This window comes from Actinomyces naeslundii (assembly GCF_001956585.1).
Taxonomy (GTDB): domain Bacteria; phylum Actinomycetota; class Actinomycetes; order Actinomycetales; family Actinomycetaceae; genus Actinomyces; species Actinomyces naeslundii.
Genome location: NZ_MSRR01000004.1, coordinates 55,754 through 73,534, shown reverse-complemented (window position 1 = coordinate 73,534; position 17,781 = coordinate 55,754). Strand labels below are relative to the sequence as shown.

Genomic DNA, 17,781 nt, shown 5'->3' with positions numbered 1-17,781 from the left:
GCGGCCCTGACGATCTCAAGGAGAACACAGCAGTGAAGAGCATGAAAAAGCACAACGCCTTCATGGCGTCCATCCCCTCCAAGCGCAACGACCCCTACGCGGCCGCTGCCGCCGAGGTGGACAGCCCCGGCTTCCTGCTGACCACCGTCGAGAAGCTTGCGGGCCTGGCCCAGGCCCGCTCCATGTGGCCCGTCACCATGGGGCTGGCCTGCTGCGCCATCGAGATGATGGCGGCCGGCACCCCCCGCTTCGACATGGCCCGCTTCGGGTGGGAGGTCTTCCGCGCCTCCCCGCGCCACGCCGACGTCATGATCGTCTCGGGCCGCGTCTCCCACAAGATGGCCCCGATCGTGCGCAACGTCTACGACTCCATGCCCGAGCCCAAGTGGGTCATCTCCATGGGCGCCTGCGCCTCCTCCGGGGGCATCTTCAACAACTACGCCGTCGTCCAGGGCTGCGACCACATCGTCCCGGTGGACATCTACCTGCCCGGCTGCCCGCCCCGCCCCGAGATGCTCCTCAATGCCATGCTCGAGCTCACCCGCCAGATCGAGAAGAAGCCGCTGTTCAAGCACCGCGAGGAGATCGCCCGCGCCGTCGAGGCCGCCGCCCTGTCCGCCACCCCCACCCATGAGATGAAGGGCCTGCTGGCATGAGTGAGAAGAACGCTCCGGCGAACGGCTCCGACGCCCTGCCCGAGATCCCCGAGGTCCCGGCGGTCCCCGCCGTGCCCGAGGTCGCCGGCACCCCCGTGCGCCCAGAGCTGCGTCTGGAGGTCATCGCCGCGCCCACCGGCCAGTTCGGCGCCTCCGACGCCGGTGACACCACCGGCTACGGCGAGCACCGCAGCGTCGTCACCCTCGCCCCGGCCGCCGTGCGTCCCTACGGCGGCTGGTTCGACGGCGTCGTCGACGCCCTCATCGAGGACCTTCAGGACGCCGGCCTCGACCCTGCCGCCGCCATCGAGAAGGTCGTCATCGAGCATGACGAGCTCACCCTGTTCATCGCCCGCGAGCACCTGCTCGACGTCGTGCGGCCCCTGCGCGACGACCAGGACCTGCGCTTCGAGCTGTGCCTGGGCGTCAGCGGCGTCCACTACCCCCAGCTGGCCGGCCGCGAGCTGCACGCCTGCATCGAGCTCATGAGCCTGACCCACGGCGGGCGCCAGCTGCGCCTCCAGGTCGCCTGCCCCGAGACCGACCCGCACGTGCCCTCCATCGTCTCGGTCTACCCCGGCAACGACTGGCACGAGCGGGAGACCTGGGACCTCATGGGCATCGTCTTCGACGGTCACCCCCACCTGACCCGCACCGCCATGCCCGACGACTGGGTGGGCCACCCCCAGCGCAAGGACTACCCGCTGGGCGGCATCCCCGTCGAGTACAAGGGCGCCCAGACCCCGCCCGCCGACACCCGGAGGTCCTACCGCTGATGAGCACCACCCGCACCTTCCGCGCCTCCGGCCCCGCCACGGAGGACCTGTCCGCCGGCGCCGAGCAGTTCACCGTCAGCGGTGGGGACTGGGACGACGTCGTCGCCCGGATCGCCGAGCGCGACGAGGCCGACCGCCTGCGCAACGACCGGATCGTCCTCAACATGGGACCGGTCCACCCCTCCACCCACGGCGTGCTGCGCCTGGTCCTGGAGGCCGACGGCGAGGTCGTCACCGAGGTCCGCGTTGGTACCGGCTACCTGCACACCGGTATCGAGAAGAACATGGAGTACCGCACCTGGGTCCAGGGCGAGACCTTCGTGACCCGCATGGACTACGTGGCCCCCTTCTTCCAGGAGGTCGGCTACGCGCTCGCCGTCGAGAAGCTTCTGGGCATCACCGATGACGTCCCCGAGAAGGCCACCGTTACCCGCGTGCTGCTCATGGAGCTCAACCGCATCGCCTCTCACGCCGTGGCCGTGGGAAGTGGCGGTAACGAGATGGGCGGCACCACGCTCATGACCATCGCCTTCCGCTGCCGTGAGAACATCCTCAAGGCCTTCGAGATGGTCTCCGGGCTGCGCATGAACCACGCCTACGTCCGCCCCGGCGGTCTGGCCCAGGACCTCCCCGAAGGCTTCACCGACTTCGTGCGCTCGGTCATGCCCGACATCAAGAACGACATCCACGAGCTCGAGCTCCTCCTCATGGAGAACCCGATCCTCAAGTCCCGTTTCATCGGCGTGGGCGAGATCAGCCTGGCCGGCGCCCTCGCCCTGGGCCTGACCGGGCCGTGCCTGCGCTCGGCCGGCTACCCGCTGGACCTGCGGCGCACCAAGCCCTACTGCGGCTACGAGACCTACGACTTCCGGGTGCCCACCTACAAGGTCTCCGACTGCTACAACCGCCTGCGTATCCGGCTTGACGAGTGCTATGAGTCGCTCAAGATCGTCTCGCAGTGCCTGGACCGGCTCGACGAGATCTCCTCCCGCGGCGACGACCCCTCCAACACGACGATGGTGGCCGACCCGACCATCGCCTGGCCCGCCCGCATGGCGATCGCCACCGACGGCCAGGGCCAGTCCCTGGAGCACGTGCGCGAGATCATGGGCTCGTCCATGGAGTCCCTCATCCACCACTTCAAGCTGGTGACCCAGGGCTTCCGGGTCCCCGCCGGGCAGGTCTACCAGACCGTCGAGCACGCCAAGGGGGTCCTGGGCATCCACGCCGTCTCCGACGGCGGCACCCGCCCCTACCGGGTCCACTTCCGCGACCCCTCCTTCTCCAACCTGCAGTCGCTGGCCCTGATGGGCGAGGGCGGCATGATCGCCGACCTCGTGCCCACCCTGGCCTCCATCGACCCCGTCCTGGGAGGCGTGGACCGCTGATGAGCACCACCGAGAACGCAGTCAACCCGGCCGGCTCGGCCGCGCCGGCCGTCAACCCCGCCGTGGAGACGATCGCCACCGTCAGCGCGGTCGGCCCGGTGGGCACCGTGGCGGCCGCCGCCGTCGCCGCCGGCTACAGCCCCGACGTCGCCCAGGGCCTCCAGGTCGACATCGAGCGGATCATCGCCCGCTACCCGGCGGGCAAGGAGCGCAGCGCCCTCATCCCGATGCTCCACCTCGTCCAGTCCGTGGACGGCTACGTGTCACCGGCCGGCATCGCCCTGTGCGCCGCTCGGCTGGGCCTGGAGCGCGCCGAGGTCAGCGCCGTGGCCACCTTCTACAGCCAGTTCCGCCGTCACCCTGCCGGCACCTATCACGTGGGCGTGTGCACCAACGCCCTGTGCGCCGTCATGGGCGGTGACGAGATCTGGTCGGCCGTCACCGAGCACACGGGCCTGGGCGCCGAGGAGACCAGCGAGGACGGCACCATCAGCCTCGAGCGCGTCGAGTGCAACGCCGCCTGCGACTACGCCCCCGTCGTCATGGTCAACTGGGAGTTCTTCGACAACCAGACCCCCGACTCCGCCGTCGCCATGATCAAGGCCCTCGAGCGCGGCGAGGACGTCACCCCCACCCGTGGCCCCGAGACCGTGCCCACCTTCCGCGAGAACGAGCGTCTGCTGGCCGGATTCGAGGACGGGCGCACCGACGAGGGCCACGGCCCCGGTGAGCCGACCCTGCGAGGCCTGCGCATCGCCCGCGAGCAGGGTTGGACCGCGCCGAAGGAGGAGAGCAAGTGACTGCCACCTACACCGCGCCGGGCACCCTCACCCCGGTCCTGAGCGACCTGTGGGACCAGGAACGCTCCTGGACCCTGCGGGCCTACCTCGACCACGGCGGCTACGAGGGCCTCAAGCGCGCCAAGGCCCTCAGCTGCGAGGAGCTCATCACCCTCATCAAGGACTCCGGCCTGCGCGGACGCGGCGGCGCCGGCTTCCCCACCGGCCTGAAGTGGTCCTTCCTGCCCCCGGTCGACGGAGGCCCGCGCTACCTCGTGGTCAACGCCGACGAGTCCGAGCCCGGCACCTGCAAGGACATCCCCACGATCATGTCCAACCCCCAGGCGCTCATCGAGGGCATCGCCATCACCTCGAGGGCCATCGGCGGCGACCATGCCTTCGTCTACCTGCGCGGCGAGGTCCCCCACGTCTACCGCCGCCTGCTCAGCGCCGTGCGCGAGGCCACCGAGTCCGGTCTGCTGGACACCGGATTCGGCCTGGACGGCCAGCAGCGCCTGCGCATCACCGCCCACGCCGGGGCCGGTGCCTACATCTGCGGTGAGGAGACCGCCCTGCTGGACTCCCTGGAGGGGCGCCGCGGGCACCCCCGCCTCAAGCCGCCCTTCCCCGCCGTCGCCGGCCTCTACGCCCGGCCTACAGTGGTCAACAACGTCGAGACCATCGCCTCGGTCCCGGCGATCCTGGCCCGCGGCGCCCAGTGGTACTCCACCATGGGCACTGAGAAGTCCAAGGGCCACGGCATCTTCTCCGTATCCGGGCACGTGGTCCGCCCTGGTCAGTACGAGGCCCCCTTCGGCATCACGATGCGCGAGCTCATCGAGCTCTCCGGCGGCATCCGCCCCGGGCATGAGCTGAAGTTCTGGGTGCCGGGAGGCTCCTCGACGCCGATCTTCGGTCCCGACGAGCTCGACGTGCCCCTGGACTACGAGTCCGTGGCCGAGGCCGGCTCGATGCTGGGAACCCGCGCGCTGCAGGTCTTCGACGAGACCGTCTCCGTGGTGCGCGTGGTCACCCGCTGGACCGAGTTCTACCAGCACGAGTCCTGCGGAAAGTGCACCCCCTGCCGCGAGGGCACCTACTGGATGCGCCAGATCATGCTGCGCCTGGAGGCCGGGCGCGGACTGCCCGGTGACGTCGAGAAGCTCGAGTCCATCGCCTCCAACATCGCCGGGCGCTCCTTCTGCGCCCTGGGCGACGCCTCCGCCACCCCGGTCCTGACCGGCATCAAGCGGTTCCGCGAGGAGTTCGAGGCCGGCTACACCACCGCCGCCGGCGAGCTCTTCCCCTACGCCGCCTCCTCCGTCTTCGAAAGCGCACGGTGAGCCATGACTGCTGAGACGACCACTAAGAGCTCCGCACCGGCTGCGCCGCCGGCACCCGAGATGGTCCACATGACCATCGACGGGCTTCCCGTCGAGGTGGAGAAGGGGACCCTCCTCATCCGCGCCGCCGAGCAGGTGGGCGTGCGCATCCCGCGCTTCTGCGACCACCCGCTGCTCGCGCCGTCGGCCAACTGCCGCCAGTGCCTGGTGGAGGTGGCCATGCCGGGGCGCGACGGCGTCGTGCGGCCCATGCCCAAGCCGCAGCCCTCCTGCGCCATGACCGCCATGGAGGGCATGGAGATCTCCACCCAGGCCACCAGTGAGGTCGCGGCCAAGGCCCAGGCCGGCACCATGGAGTTCCTCCTCATCAACCACCCGCTGGACTGCCCCGTGTGCGACAAGGGCGGTGAGTGCCCCCTGCAGAACCAGGCCCTGGAGCTCATGGCCTCCGGCGCGCAGTCGGCCACCCGCTTCACCGACGTCAAGCGCACCTTCCCCAAGCCGCTGCGTCTGACCAGCAACATCCTGCTGGACCGCGACCGCTGCATCCTGTGCCAGCGCTGCGTGCGCTTCGCCGACCAGATCCCCGGCGACCCCTTCATCGCCCTCCAGGGACGCGGCGGCGGTCACCCCTCCTACGACATGGACGGCAACCCCGAGCACGCCGGCGGCCTGTACTCCGAGCAGATCGGGCGCTTCGATGCCCGCGTCCTGGACTTCGCCACCGGCTCGGCCGAGCAGTCGATGGATGCCGACCTCCAGACGATCCGCGGGGTGCCGTCCCTGAGCGCCCTGGGCGACCTCACTGGCCCCGGCGGCGAGCCCGGCGCCTCCGACGGCACGGACTACGGCCCCGACCTGGGCGCCGGCCGCGAGGACCTGGACGCCTCCGGGAGGCCTTTCGCCTCCTATTTCTCCGGCAACATCATCCAGATCTGCCCCGTGGGCGCCCTGACCTCCGCGAAGTACCGCTTCCGGGCCCGCCCCATGGACCTGGTCTCCACCGACTCCGTCACCGAGCACGACGCCTCCGGCTCGGCCATCCGCGTCGACATGCGCCGCGGCGTCGTCCTGCGCCACCTGGCCGGCAACGACCCCGAGGTCAACGAGGAGTGGATCACCGACAAGGACCGCTTCGCCTTCACCTGGTCCTCCCAGCCCGACCGCCTCACCGTGCCGCTCGTGCGCGACGAGGAGACCGGTGAGCTCGTCTCCACCTCCTGGTCCGACGCCCTGGACGTCGCCGCCCAGGGACTGGCGCGCGCCGCCTCCGACGGGGGAGTGGGGCTCCTGCCCGGCGGCCGCCTCACCCTGGAGGATGCCTGGTCCTGGTCCCGTTTCGCCCGTACCGTCCTGGGTACCAACGACATCGACCAGCGCGTGCGCGCCCACAGCCTGGAGGAGGACACCTTCCTGGCCGCCCGAGTGGCCGGAACCGGCCTGGGCGCCGTCACCTACCGCCACCTGGAGAGGGCTGGCCAGGTCCTGCTCCTGGGCCTGGAGCCCGAGGACGAGTGCGGCTCACTGTTCCTGCGCCTGCGCAAGGGCGTGCGCGCCGGCGGCGTCAAGGTGGCCACGGTGACCACCTGCCTGAGCGCCGGCAGCCGCAAGCTCTCCGCCCAGGCCATCCTCACCCCGCCCGGTGAGGAGGCCCGCGTCGTCGCCCACCTCAGCCAGACCCACCCCGACCTCGTCGAGGCCCTGCGCGCCGACGGCGCCACCATCCTCGTCGGTGAGCGCGCCGCCCGCGTTCCCGGTCTGCTGAGCGTCGTGGACGCCCTGGCCACGGCCACCGGTGCCCACCTGGCCTGGGTCCCGCGTCGCAGCGGCGAGCGCGGCGGCATCGAGGCGGGCCTGCTGCCCGGCCTCCTGCCCGGCGGTCGCCCCGTGAGCGACCCCGAGGCCCGTGCCCAGGTCGAGCGGGCCTGGAACATGGGCCCCGAGCACGGCCTGCCCACGTCGCTGGGCCGTGACACCACCGGGATCCTCTCCGCCCTCCTGGACGGGACCCTGGGCGGCGCCGTCGTCGGCGGCATCGACCTGCGCGACTTCCCCGACCCGGGTCTGGCCCGCGCGGCCCTGGCCGCCAGCGGCTTCACCGTCCAGCTCGAGGTGCGTCGCAGCGAGGTCAGCGAGCACGCCGACGTCGTCCTTCCCGTGGCCCCGGCCGTGGAGAAGAACGGCACCTTCGTCAACTGGGAGGGGCGCGTGCGCCCCTTCGGCCAGGCACACGTCTCGCGGGCCCGCACCGACCGCCAGGTCCTGGGGATGCTCGCCGACGAGATGGGCGTCGACCTCCAGGTCGACGACCTGGTCACGCTGCACGATCAGCTCGCCGCCCTGGGCCTGTGGCGCGGGCAGCGCATGCCGGTCGCCTTCGGGCGCGCCCCGGTGACCGGCGCCGAGGTGTCCGTCGGCGGCGGTGTGGAGGCGCTCCTGACCACCCACAAGCCCATGCTCGACGCCGGACGCCTCCAGGACGGCGAGCCCTTCCTGGCCGCCACGGCCCTGCGTCCCGTCGCCAAGGTGGGCGTCGACCTCGCGCGGCGCCTGTCGCTCGCCGGAGGCGAGGAGGTGACCGTGTCAACCGCCACCGGTTCGATCACCCTGCCGGCCGTCGTCGGCGGTGTCAGTGACGGAAGCGTGTGGCTGCCCGAGTGCTCGGCCGGATCCACCGTCCATCAGACCCTGGGCGCCGGTCACGGCTCCCGGGTCACCCTGACTCATGCAGCGGAGGTACTGAGGTGAACCCGATCTACGCGGCTCAGGCCGCCGCCGACGACGCCGTCTCCAACGGGGGCGTGGTTGCCGACTTCTCCGCCGAGACCTGGTGGCTGACCCTCATCAAGGCCGTCTTCATCGTCGCCTTCCTCATCGTCAGCGTCATGATGGCGCTGTGGGTGGAGCGGCGCGGCCTGGCCCGCATGCAGACCCGCCTGGGCCCCAACGTCAACGGCCCGCTCGGGCTGCTCCAGGCGGTCGCTGACGCCGGCAAGCTCATCATGAAGGAGGACTTCTGGCTCAAGGGTGCTGAGAAGGTCATCTACCTCCTGGCCCCGCTCATCGCCGCCTTCAGCGCCTTCATGGTCTACGCGGTCATCCCCTTCGGGCCGCAGGTGAGCATCTTCGGCCACTCCACGCCCCTGCAGCTGACCGACTTCCCGGTGGCGGTCCTCTACATCCTGGCCATCACCGCCTTCGGCGTCTACGGCATCATCCTGGGCGGCTGGTCCAGCCACTCCACCTACCCGCTCTTCGGCGCCGTGCGCAGCGCCGCACAGGTCATCTCCTACGAGCTGAGCATGAGCCTGTCCATCCTCACGGTCTTCCTGGCCTCGGGGACCATGTCCACCTCCGGGATCGTCAGCGCCCAGCAGCGCGTCTGGTGGGCCGTGGCGATGCTGCCCAGCTTCATCATCTACGTCATCTCCATGGTCGGTGAGGTCAACCGCCTCCCCTTCGACCTGCCCGAGGCCGAGGGAGAGCTCGTCGCCGGCCACATGGTCGAGTACTCCTCGATGAAGTTCGCCTGGTACTTCCTGGCCGAGTACATCAACATGTTCAACGTCTCGGCCGTGTGCGTCACCCTGTTCCTGGGCGGCTGGCGCTCCACCATCCTCAGCCTGTTCTGGGAGGGCGCCAACTCCGGATGGTGGCCGATGCTGTGGTTCATCGGCAAGGTCTGGGCCGTCATGTTCTTCATGATCTGGACCCGGGGCACCCTCGTGCGCATCCGTTACGACCACTTCATGAAGCTGGGCTGGAAGGTCCTCATCCCGGTCTCCCTGGTGTGGTTCGTGCTGGTCGCGGTCGTGCGCGCCTTCCGCACCTTCTCCGGTGCCTCCGTGCAGGCCCTGCTGCTGCCGCTGGCGGTCGTCTTCTGCCTCATCATGTTCGTCCTCTTCCTCATCCCCGACAAGGAGTACGAGGAGGAGCTCTACGAGGAATACGAGGACTACGACGATGACGAGTATGACGAGGAGGCCGGCGACGTCGAGGTCATGAGCGCCGACGACGACCACGTGGCCTTCCTCGAGGGCTTCCCCGTCCCGCCGCTGCCGGGCCAGTCCCTGCCGCCCTCGCCACGCGCTCGCCGTGCCTCCCCGGCCTCAGGGACCGACGGCTTCGAGGACGGTCCGGCGACCGCCGTCGGTCTTCTGGACGACGTCGACTCCGAGGACGATGAGACCGGTTCCGCCGACTCCGCGGCCTCTGCCGGCTCACCGGACTCGGCCGGTCCCGACGAGGTCTCCGGCCCGACCCGGCCCGGTGCGGACGCGGCCACCGCCCTGCCCACCTTCACCCTTGGCCTCAAGGCCGACGCGGCCAGCGACAAGGGCACAGACACGGCCACTGAGGCACCCCAGGAGGGAAAAGATGACTGATCGCCCCAACCGTTCCCGGGGCTCCCAGCACGACGACTGGCTGCGCGACGCTCCCTCCGCCCTGGCCCGGGCCTTCGCGCCCGTGGCCGGCTACGGGGTCACCATCTCCTCGATGTTCCGCCCGGTGGTCACCGAGCAGTACCCCTTCGAGCCGCCCCAGGTGATGCCCCGCTACCACGGCCGACACCAGCTCAACCGCTACGACGACGGCCTGGAGAAGTGCATCGGCTGCGAGCTGTGCGCCTGGGCCTGCCCCGCCGACGCGATCTACGTCGAGGCCGCCTCCAACGAGCCCGGCGCCCAGTACTCGCCCGGCGAGCGCTACGGGCGCGTCTACCAGATCAACTACCTGCGCTGCATCTTCTGCGGCATGTGCATCGAGGCCTGCCCCACCCGGGCCCTGACGATGTCCACAGACTTCGATGAGCTCGTCGGCCCCGGTCGCGAGGGCCTCATCTACGAGAAGGAGGACCTCCTGGCCCCGGTTCCCGAGGGCGCCGTCGCCGCCCCCCACCCCATGGTCGAGGGCACCGAGGACGGCGACTACTACCGCGGGCGAGTCACCGGTTCCACCCAGGCCCAGATCGACTGGGTGCGCGCCCAGCGGCCCGACGACCCCAGCCTGGCCGGCGCCCGCGCCAAGGCCACCCCCACCGCCTCCGGCTGGGGCGCCAAGCAGACCGTGAAGGGGGCCGTGCGATGAACGCCCTCCTGCTTCCCAGTGAGGTCTCTGCCGTTCCCATGGCCCTGGCCGGAAACGGCCACCTGGGCCTGGGCGAGGCCATCGTGTTCGGCGTCGTCGCCCTGGTCACCGTGGCCTGCGGCATCGGCGTCCTGACCGCCAAGCGAGCCGTGACCGCCGCGATCAACATGATCGGCATCATGATCTCGCTGGCCGTCCTCTACATCGTCAACGAGTCGCCCTTCATGGGCATCACCCAGGTCGTGGTCTACACCGGCGCTGTCATGACTCTCGTGCTGTTCGTCATCATGCTCGTGGGCGTCGGCGGTGACGAGCCGGTCGGTGCGGCCGGCTCGGTCATGCGATGGCCGGCCCTCATCCTGCTGGGACTGGGCCTGGCCGGGGTCCTGACCGCCGCTGTGTGGCGCACCGTCTTCCCGACGCCGGCCGGGCTCGGTGACGGCGCCAAGGCCGCCCCCGATCTTCTGGCCGTCACGCTCTACAACGACCACGTCGTCACCATGGAGCTGACCGCCATCCTGCTCATCGTCGCCGCCGTCGGAGCCCTGACCCTCACCCACCGTCAGCGGATCCGGGCCCGGCTCAGCCAGCGCCGCATCGCCGCGAACAAGATGCGGGACTACGCCTCCAAGGGTGTTCACCCCGGACAGAAGCCGATGCCCGGCGTCTACGCCTCCACCAACTCCGCCGCCGCCCCCGCGCTGGGTGCCGACGGCGAGGCCGTCGAGGAGTCCGTGCCCCGGGTCCTGCGGGCCCGAGGCCAGGGCCTGGAGCTGTCCGACGTCTCCCCGGAGATGGGACTGGCCCAGCGCTCCGGTCAGATCGTCTCCCGCCAGGACAGCGTTGGCGGCGTCGGCGCGACCGGCTCCCAGGACACCGGCCGCTCCGGCATGCTGGCCATGCCCGGAGCCGCTGCGCCCGCCGTCAAGCAGCCCGTCCTCAGCGATGACGATGCAGCCGACTCGGCCGCCCCTGAGCAGAAGGAGGAGAAGTGAGTCTCCCCATCACCGTCTACATCGTGCTGGCCGGGGTGCTGTTCACCCTGGGGGCGCTCACGGTGCTGCTGCGCCGCAACGCCATCATCGAGCTCATGGGCGTTGAGCTCATGCTCAATGCCGTCAACCTCGTGCTGGTGACCTTCTCCCGGATCCACGGCAACCTCACCGGCCAGGTCTTTGCCTTCTTCGTCATGGTGGTGGCCGCCGCCGAGGTCGTGGTGGGCCTGAGCATCGTCGTATCCATCTTCCGCACCCGCAGGTCCACGTCGGTCGACGACGAGAACCTGCTCAAGAACTGAGGGGAGAGACCACCGACATGCTTCCCGCTCCTGTCACCGCCCCCGCTGTTGTGACGCCCGTGGCCGAGGCCACCGGCCTGGCCTCCTGGGCCTGGCTGCTCATCGCCGTTCCCGCGGTCTCGGCGGCGCTCCTGCTGCTGGCCGGCCGCCGCTCCAACGCCTGGGGCCACTGGTTGGGACTGGCCGCCTCCCTGACCACCGCCTGCCTGGGCGTGGGCATCCTGCTCCAGGTCCTGGGCCTGCCCGCCGAGGAACGCGTCATCGGCCTTCCCCTCTACCACTGGTTCAGCGCCGGCAACCTGAGCATCGACGTCGGCCTGCGGCTGGACCCGCTGTCGCTGACCTTCGTGACCCTGGTGACCTGCGTCGGCTTCCTCATCCACCTGTACTCGGTGGCCTACATGGCCCACGATCGGGACCGGCGCCGCTTCTTCGCCTACCTCAACCTCTTCATCGCCGCGATGCTCACCCTGGTCCTGGGTGACTCCTACATCGTGCTCTTCGTCGGCTGGGAGGGCGTGGGACTGGCCTCCTACCTGCTCATCGGCTTCTGGAACACGGCCGACGCCGACGCCCCCCAGGGCGAGCAGGTCACCAGCCGCGAGAACGCCGCCGCCGCCAAGAAGGCCTTCATCATGAACCGTGTGGGCGACGTCGGTCTCCTGCTGGCCATGATGACGATGGTCGGCCAGGTCGGTGCCGTTTCCTTCGACACCGTCTCCGCCGCCGCCGGCGACGGCTCGGTGTCCACCGGCTGGCTCACCGCCATCGGCTTCTTCCTGCTCCTGGCGGCGTGCGGTAAGTCCGCCCAGTTCCCGCTCCAGGCCTGGCTGGGCGACGCCATGGCGGGCCCCACGCCGGTCTCCGCCCTCATCCACGCCGCCACCATGGTCACCGCCGGCGTCTACCTCATGGTCCGCTCCGCCGCCGTCTTCGAGGGCGCCCCGGACGCGCAGATGGCCGTCGCCGTCGTCGGCGCCATCACCCTGCTGCTGGGCGCCGTCATCGGAAGCGCCAAGGACGACATGAAGAAGGTCCTGGCCGCCTCCACCATGAGCCAGATCGGCTACATGATGCTCGGCGCCGGACTCGGCCCGATCGGCTACGCCTTCGCCATCTTCCACCTGCTCACCCACGGCTTCTTCAAGGCCCAGCTCTTCCTGGGAGCCGGCTCGGTCATGCACGCCATGAGCGACCAGGTCAACATGCGCCGCTTCGGCGGTCTGCGCAGCGCCATGACGATCACCTGGGTCACCATGGGCATCGGCTGGCTCGCCATCCTGGGGGTGCCGCCCTTCTCCGGGTTCTGGTCCAAGGACCGCCTCATCGAGGCAGCCTTCGTCGGCGAGGGCGCCAAGCCCTGGATCCTGGGAACCATCGCCCTGCTGGGCGCGGGCCTGACCGCCTTCTACATGTCCCGCCTGTTCTTCATGATCTTCCACGGCAAGCAGCGCTGGACCACGGACAAGGACCTGGAGGGCGAGGTCCACCCCCACGAGTCCGGCTGGCTCATGACGCTGCCGCTCATCATCCTGTCCGTGTTCTCCGCCGGGCTGGGCGGGCTGCTGACCTACAACAACATGTTCGTCACCTGGCTGGAGCCGGTCACCGGCCACGCCGAGCACGGCGAGCCGGTCCTGCCGGCCACCGTCATCATGGGCGCCACCCTCGCCCTGGTCGTTGTCGGGGTCCTCGTGGCCTGGTGGATGTACGTGCGCCGACCGGTGCCCGTCGTCCTGCAGCCCACCAACCCCCTGGTGGAGGCCGCCCGCAAGGACATGTACCAGGACGCCGTCAACGAGGCCCTGGCCATGCGCACCGGCCAGGGACTGGTCCTGGCCACCGACGCCGTCGAGCGCTACGTCGTCGACGGCGCCGTCGAGGGCACCGCCGCGGGCACTGGCGCCGTGGGGCGCCTGACCCGCCGCACCGAGTCCGGGTACGTGCGCTCCTACGCCGGCTACATGCTGGCCGGAACGGTCCTCGTACTCATCGCCGTCCTGGCCGCCAGGTTCTGAGAGGACACGACACATGCCGACTCTTCCCGCATCGCTGCCCGTCCTGACCGTCATGGCGATCGTGCCACTGGCCGGGGCGCTCTTGCTGTGGCTGGTCCCACCGCTGCGCCGGCTCCACGCCCGCGCCGTGGGCGTCGTGTTCTCCCTGGCCGTCCTCGCTCTGGGCCTGTGGGCGCTGAGCGCCTTCGACCTCGGCGACGCCGGCGTCGTCCAGCTGGCTCACACCCGCGCGTGGATCCCCGCCATCGGCGCCTCCTGGGCCCTGGGCGTCAACGGCCTGGGTCTGGCCATGGTCCTCCTGGCCGCCTTCGTCACGCCCCTGGTCCTGCTCGCCTCCTGGGGCGAGGTCCCCGCCGACCGGCAGGGGCTGTTCACCGGGCTCGTCCTGGCCCTGGAGTTCTTCGTCGTCGTCATCTTCTCGGCCCGTGACCTGCTGCTGTTCTACCTGTGTTTCGAGGCGATGCTCATCCCGGTGTACTTCCTCATCGGGTGCTTCGGTGGGGAGAATCGCCAGCGCGCCGCTCTGAAGTTCCTTCTGTACTCACTGGCCGGCGGGCTCATCATGCTCATCGGCGTCATCGCGGTCTACCTGCACTCCATGAAGGACGGTGCCCCCAGCTTCCTCATCGACTCGGTGGCCGCCAACCTGCACGTCTCCACGTCCGCCGGGCACTGGATCTTCCTGACCTTCTTCATCGCCTTCGCCATCAAGGCGCCCCTGGTCCCGGTCCACACCTGGCTGCCCGACACCGCTGAGCAGGCCACCCCCGGCACCTCGGTGCTGCTCATCGGCATCCTGGACAAGATCGGCACCTTCGGCATGATCACCCTGGTCCTGCCGATCTTCCCGGAGGCCTCCCGCTGGGCCGCCCCGGTGATCCTGGTTCTGGCGGTCGTCTCCATCATCTACGGCGGCCTGGCCGCCATCGCCCAGGACAACCTCTACCGGCTCATCTCCTACACCTCCGTGAGCCACTTCGGCTTCATGGTCCTGGGGATCTTCATCGGCAACCAGGTGGCCGCCAACGGCGCCATGGTCTACATGGTGGCCCACGGGCTGTCCATCGCCGGCCTGTACCTGGTCACCGGCTTCATGGCCCGGCGCACCGGGACGGTCGCCATCAGCGAGCTCGGCGGCATCGCCCGGGTCATGCCGCTGGTGGCCGGCACCTTCCTCGTGTGCGGCCTGGCCTCCATCGCCCTGCCGGGCCTGAGCGGCTTCGTGCCCGAGTGGATGGTGCTCACCGGCACCTTCTCGGTCTCGCTGGCCTTGGGCGCCGCGGCCGTCGTCGGCGTCGTCATCGCCGCCGTCTACATGCTGCTGCCCTACCAGCGGGTCTTCACCGGAGCGCCTGCGCCCGAGCGCGTGGGCAGCCCCGACCTCGACGGGCGCGAGCGACTCGTCGTGGTCCCCATCGTCGCCGCGATGCTCGCGCTCGGGCTGGCCCCGGCCGTACTCACTCATGCGCTTGACGACGTCGCCCGGCAGGTCACGCTCACGGTGAGCCGGGCCCCGCAGGCCGCCGCCTCCGCCGTCGTCCCCGGTGACAGCTCCGATGCCGACGGTGCGACTGATGCGCCCGCCGCCTCCACCGCTACGGAAGGGAACACCAAGTGAGCCCCTCAGCCACTGCCCCGATCGTCAACTGGGACGCCCTGACACCGGTACTCATCATCCTGGGCGCCGGCGTCCTGGGTGTCCTCGTGGAGGCATTCATCGCCCGCCCCGCCCGCCTGACCTTGCAGGCTGCGCTGAGCCTCGTGGCCATTCTGGCCTCCGGTGTCTCCCTCTTCCTGCGCTGGGGCGAGGTCAAGGCCGCCGGGGCCGCCGCCGCGGCCGATCCTCAGTTCCAGCTGCCCGAGGGCTTCCTCCCGGGCGCTCGCATGTCGGCGGGCCTGACCGAGGACCCCTTCTCCATCGCCGCCCAGGGCGTTCTCCTGGTCATCGGGTTTCTGGCCGTCCTGGTGATGGCCGACCGCACCGCCGTCGGTGACGGCGCCTTCGCGGCCCAGGCCGCCGATCGGCCGGGCAGCGCCGAGGAGACCGAGTCCCTTCTGGCCGGGTGGACCACCACCGAGGTCTTCCCCCTGACCCTGTTCTCCCTGGGTGGCATGATGCTCTTCGGAGCCAGCAGCGACCTCATCACGCTGTTCGTCATCCTGGAGATGATCTCGCTGCCGCTGTACATCCTGGCGGCCACCGCCCGCCACCGCCGGCTGCTCAGCCAGGAGGCGGCACTGAAGTACTTCGTACTGGGCGCCTTCGCCTCCGCCTTCCTCCTCATGGGATCCGCCCTGCTCTACGGGGTGGCCGGTGCCGTTGACTACCGGAGCATCGGCACCGCCGTACGCACCGTACAGGGCCAGGACTGGCTCATTCTGGCAGGCCTCATGCTCGTGATCGTGGGTCTGCTGTTCAAGGTGGCGGCCGTGCCCTTCCACGCCTGGAGCCCGGACGTCTACCAGGGCGCTCCCACCCCGGTCACCGGCTTCATGGCCGCCGGCGTCAAGGCCGCCGCCTTCCTGGCCCTCGTGCGCTTCTACTATGTCATCGCCGGTGCCATGGGCTGGGACCTGGCTCCCGCCCTGTGGGCCGTGGTGGCGCTGACCATGCTCGTGGGCACCGTCGTCGGCGTGGTCCAGCGCGACGTCAAGCGCATGCTCGCCTACTCCGCCATCGCCCACGCCGGATTCATGCTCATCGGGATCCTGGCCTACTCCAAGGCGGCGATCTCCGCGCTCAGCTTCTACGCCCTGACCTACGGGATCGCCACCGTGGGAGCCTTCGCCATCATCACCCTGGTGCGCTCTAACCGGGGCGGCTCGGTGGGCGGCGAGGACGGCGATCTGGAGGCCTTCAAGGGCCTGGGACGTCGCAGCCCCTGGGCGGCCGGCGCCATGACCGTCTTCCTGCTGTCCTTCGCCGGCGTGCCCCTGACGGCCGGCTTCATGGCGAAGTTCCGGCTCTTCGCCACCGGCCTGAGCGGCAACGGGGTGCCCTTCGTCGTCCTCGCCGTCGTGTGCTCGGCCGTGACCGCCTTCTTCTACATGCGGCTCATCGTCCTCATGTTCTTCCATGAGCCCGACGGCGAGCGCTCCGTGGTCGTGGCCAGCAACGGCCCGATCGCCCTGGCGGTCGGCGTTGCGGTCATAGCCACAATCGGCCTGGGGATTCTGCCGCAGGCCGCCTTCGACCTGTTCGACCGGACGGCTATGCTCCTTCCGTGATCGGATCACTGCCGCTGAGCGCGCCCCAGCTGGAGTCGCGCATCGTCCCCGCCCTCCAGGCCATCGAGGACCGCCTCATGGAGGTGGTCACCAGCGCCGACGAGACCATCAACCCGCCGACCTCGCACCTGGCCGAGGCCGGGGGAAAGCGCCTGCGCCCGGTCCTGGCCCTGCTGACCGCCCAGCTCGGTGACCCCGCCCTGGCCACCGGCGAGCAGATCCGCGACGCGGGCGTGGCCGTGGAGCTGACTCATATCGCCACGCTCTACCACGACGACGTCATGGATGAGGCTCCGCTGCGCCGCGGCGCCCCGAGCGCTCAGATCGTCTGGGGCAACTCCGCCGCCATCCTCACCGGCGACGTCCTCGTGGCCCGCGCCTCCCAGCTGGTGGCGGCGCTCGGCCCGGAGGCCGTCATGGCCCACGCCAAGACCTTCGAGCGCCTGTGTATGGGCCAGCTTCACGAGACCCTGCCGCGCCCATCGCGCATGGACCCGGTGGACCACTACATCCAGGTCCTGGCGGACAAGACCGGCTCCCTCATCGCGGTGTCCGCCCGTTACGGGGCGATGCTCACCGGTGCCGGGGCACGCACCGAGCGGATCGTCGAGGAGTTCGGCGAGAAGATCGGCGTGGCCTTCCAGCTGGCCGACGACGTCATCGACCTCATGAGCGACTCGGCCACCACCGGCAAGACCCCCGGCACCGACCTGCGCGAGGGCGTGGACACCATGCCGGTCCTCCTTCTGCGCAAGGCCCTGGCGGCCGGTGAGCTCGACGCTGCGGGCCAGGCGATCCTCTCGCGCCTGTCCACCGGTGACCTGTCCGACGACGCCTTCCTTGCCGACGTCGTCGCCCGCCTGCGGGAGCACCCGGTCCTGGCCCGTACCCGCGAGATGGCCATGGCCTGGGCCGCCGAGGCGGTCGAGGGTCTGGAAGGCCTGGAGGAGGCCGTTCTTGACGGGACCCGGCAGCGTCTGGCCGAGGCCGGGATCGAGGGCGATGACGCCGTGGCCGCACTGGCCGACGCCGGTGAGCGGGTGGCGCAGGTACGCGCCGCCATGGAGGACTTCGCCCGCATCCTCGTGGACCGGGCCGCCTGACAGACCGGTCCGAGGACTGACGAGGCCTCGCAACTACCCATAGACTCCCCATGGGGAGATGGGGAGCTGATGGGGAGGGACGGGTACCTCCCCATCGTGGGCCGT

At 70.3% G+C, this 17,781-nt stretch carries 14 protein-coding genes; all 14 read left to right on the top strand.

Translation table 11 applies throughout. From position 1 onward, the window contains the following. Window positions 1–41: 41 nt before the first annotated feature. The 14 genes from BKH33_RS02470 to BKH33_RS02405 are packed head-to-tail and all read left to right on the top strand — an operon-like array spanning window position 42 to window position 17,676. The gene (locus tag BKH33_RS02470; RefSeq protein WP_171971951.1) at window positions 42–656 is read left to right on the top strand and encodes an NADH-quinone oxidoreductase subunit B; all 615 of its coding nucleotides are present in this window, start codon (window positions 42–44) and stop codon (window positions 654–656) included. Then, window positions 653–1,432 carry an NADH-quinone oxidoreductase subunit C gene (locus tag BKH33_RS02465; RefSeq protein WP_003782526.1) on the top strand — a complete coding sequence of 260 codons (780 nt, stop codon included), beginning with the start codon at window positions 653–655 and terminating at the stop codon, window positions 1,430–1,432. Before BKH33_RS02470 ends, BKH33_RS02465 begins: the two co-directional genes overlap by 4 nt. Next, complete coding sequence (locus BKH33_RS02460) at window positions 1,432–2,820, top strand: NADH-quinone oxidoreductase subunit D (protein ID WP_003782540.1); 1,389 nt, start codon at window positions 1,432–1,434, stop codon at window positions 2,818–2,820. Before BKH33_RS02465 ends, BKH33_RS02460 begins: the two co-directional genes overlap by 1 nt. Then, window positions 2,820–3,620 (top strand): NADH-quinone oxidoreductase subunit NuoE, encoded by an 801-nt coding sequence (gene nuoE, locus BKH33_RS02455; RefSeq protein ID WP_003782521.1) that lies wholly within the window; start codon window positions 2,820–2,822, stop codon window positions 3,618–3,620. Before BKH33_RS02460 ends, nuoE begins: the two co-directional genes overlap by 1 nt. Continuing rightward, on the top strand, window positions 3,617–4,942 hold the full coding sequence (gene nuoF / locus BKH33_RS02450; protein ID WP_003782542.1) for an NADH-quinone oxidoreductase subunit NuoF: 1,326 nt from the start codon (window positions 3,617–3,619) through the stop codon (window positions 4,940–4,942). The genes nuoE and nuoF overlap by 4 nt, the downstream gene beginning before the upstream one ends. A gap of 3 nt (window positions 4,943–4,945) precedes the next feature. Continuing rightward, complete coding sequence (locus tag BKH33_RS02445; protein WP_003782494.1) at window positions 4,946–7,690, top strand: NADH-quinone oxidoreductase subunit G; 2,745 nt, start codon at window positions 4,946–4,948, stop codon at window positions 7,688–7,690. Beyond that, on the top strand, window positions 7,687–9,327 hold the full coding sequence (gene nuoH, locus BKH33_RS02440) for an NADH-quinone oxidoreductase subunit NuoH (protein ID WP_003782504.1): 1,641 nt from the start codon (window positions 7,687–7,689) through the stop codon (window positions 9,325–9,327). Before BKH33_RS02445 ends, nuoH begins: the two co-directional genes overlap by 4 nt. Then, window positions 9,320–10,030: an NADH-quinone oxidoreductase subunit NuoI gene (gene nuoI / locus BKH33_RS02435; protein WP_003782538.1), complete on the top strand. Its 711-nt coding sequence runs from the start codon at window positions 9,320–9,322 to the stop codon at window positions 10,028–10,030. The genes nuoH and nuoI overlap by 8 nt, the downstream gene beginning before the upstream one ends. Continuing rightward, window positions 10,027–11,025: an NADH-quinone oxidoreductase subunit J gene (locus BKH33_RS02430; protein ID WP_003782509.1), complete on the top strand. Its 999-nt coding sequence runs from the start codon at window positions 10,027–10,029 to the stop codon at window positions 11,023–11,025. Before nuoI ends, BKH33_RS02430 begins: the two co-directional genes overlap by 4 nt. Further along, a complete protein-coding gene (gene nuoK, locus BKH33_RS02425; protein WP_003782496.1) occupies window positions 11,022–11,327 on the top strand; it encodes an NADH-quinone oxidoreductase subunit NuoK in 306 nt (101 codons plus the stop codon). Before BKH33_RS02430 ends, nuoK begins: the two co-directional genes overlap by 4 nt. A 17-nt stretch (window positions 11,328–11,344) precedes the next feature. Beyond that, window positions 11,345–13,345, top strand: coding sequence for an NADH-quinone oxidoreductase subunit L (gene nuoL, locus BKH33_RS02420; RefSeq protein ID WP_003782516.1), 2,001 nt, complete (start codon window positions 11,345–11,347; stop codon window positions 13,343–13,345). 13 nt (window positions 13,346–13,358) lie between these two features. Then, the gene (locus BKH33_RS02415) at window positions 13,359–14,963 is read left to right on the top strand and encodes an NADH-quinone oxidoreductase subunit M (RefSeq protein WP_076142499.1); all 1,605 of its coding nucleotides are present in this window, start codon (window positions 13,359–13,361) and stop codon (window positions 14,961–14,963) included. Beyond that, window positions 14,960–16,573 (top strand): NADH-quinone oxidoreductase subunit NuoN, encoded by a 1,614-nt coding sequence (gene nuoN / locus BKH33_RS02410; protein WP_003779906.1) that lies wholly within the window; start codon window positions 14,960–14,962, stop codon window positions 16,571–16,573. The genes BKH33_RS02415 and nuoN overlap by 4 nt, the downstream gene beginning before the upstream one ends. Further along, the gene (locus BKH33_RS02405; protein ID WP_003779910.1) at window positions 16,570–17,676 is read left to right on the top strand and encodes a polyprenyl synthetase family protein; all 1,107 of its coding nucleotides are present in this window, start codon (window positions 16,570–16,572) and stop codon (window positions 17,674–17,676) included. Before nuoN ends, BKH33_RS02405 begins: the two co-directional genes overlap by 4 nt. Window positions 17,677–17,781 lie beyond the last annotated feature (105 nt).

What these genes read in the sequence shown, in the direction of transcription:
- BKH33_RS02460 (WP_003782540.1), top strand. Translation starts at nt 1,432, where the DNA reads ATGAGCACCACCCGCACCTTCCGCGCCTCCGGCCCCGCCACGGAGGAC.
- nuoI (WP_003782538.1), top strand. Translation starts at nt 9,320, where the DNA reads ATGACTGATCGCCCCAACCGTTCCCGGGGCTCCCAGCACGACGACTGG.
- nuoL (WP_003782516.1), top strand. Translation starts at nt 11,345, where the DNA reads ATGCTTCCCGCTCCTGTCACCGCCCCCGCTGTTGTGACGCCCGTGGCC.
- BKH33_RS02445 (WP_003782494.1), top strand. Translation starts at nt 4,946, where the DNA reads ATGACTGCTGAGACGACCACTAAGAGCTCCGCACCGGCTGCGCCGCCG.
- BKH33_RS02465 (WP_003782526.1), top strand. Translation starts at nt 653, where the DNA reads ATGAGTGAGAAGAACGCTCCGGCGAACGGCTCCGACGCCCTGCCCGAG.
- BKH33_RS02470 (WP_171971951.1), top strand. Translation starts at nt 42, where the DNA reads ATGAAAAAGCACAACGCCTTCATGGCGTCCATCCCCTCCAAGCGCAAC.
- BKH33_RS02430 (WP_003782509.1), top strand. Translation starts at nt 10,027, where the DNA reads ATGAACGCCCTCCTGCTTCCCAGTGAGGTCTCTGCCGTTCCCATGGCC.
- BKH33_RS02415 (WP_076142499.1), top strand. Translation starts at nt 13,359, where the DNA reads ATGCCGACTCTTCCCGCATCGCTGCCCGTCCTGACCGTCATGGCGATC.
- nuoE (WP_003782521.1), top strand. Translation starts at nt 2,820, where the DNA reads ATGAGCACCACCGAGAACGCAGTCAACCCGGCCGGCTCGGCCGCGCCG.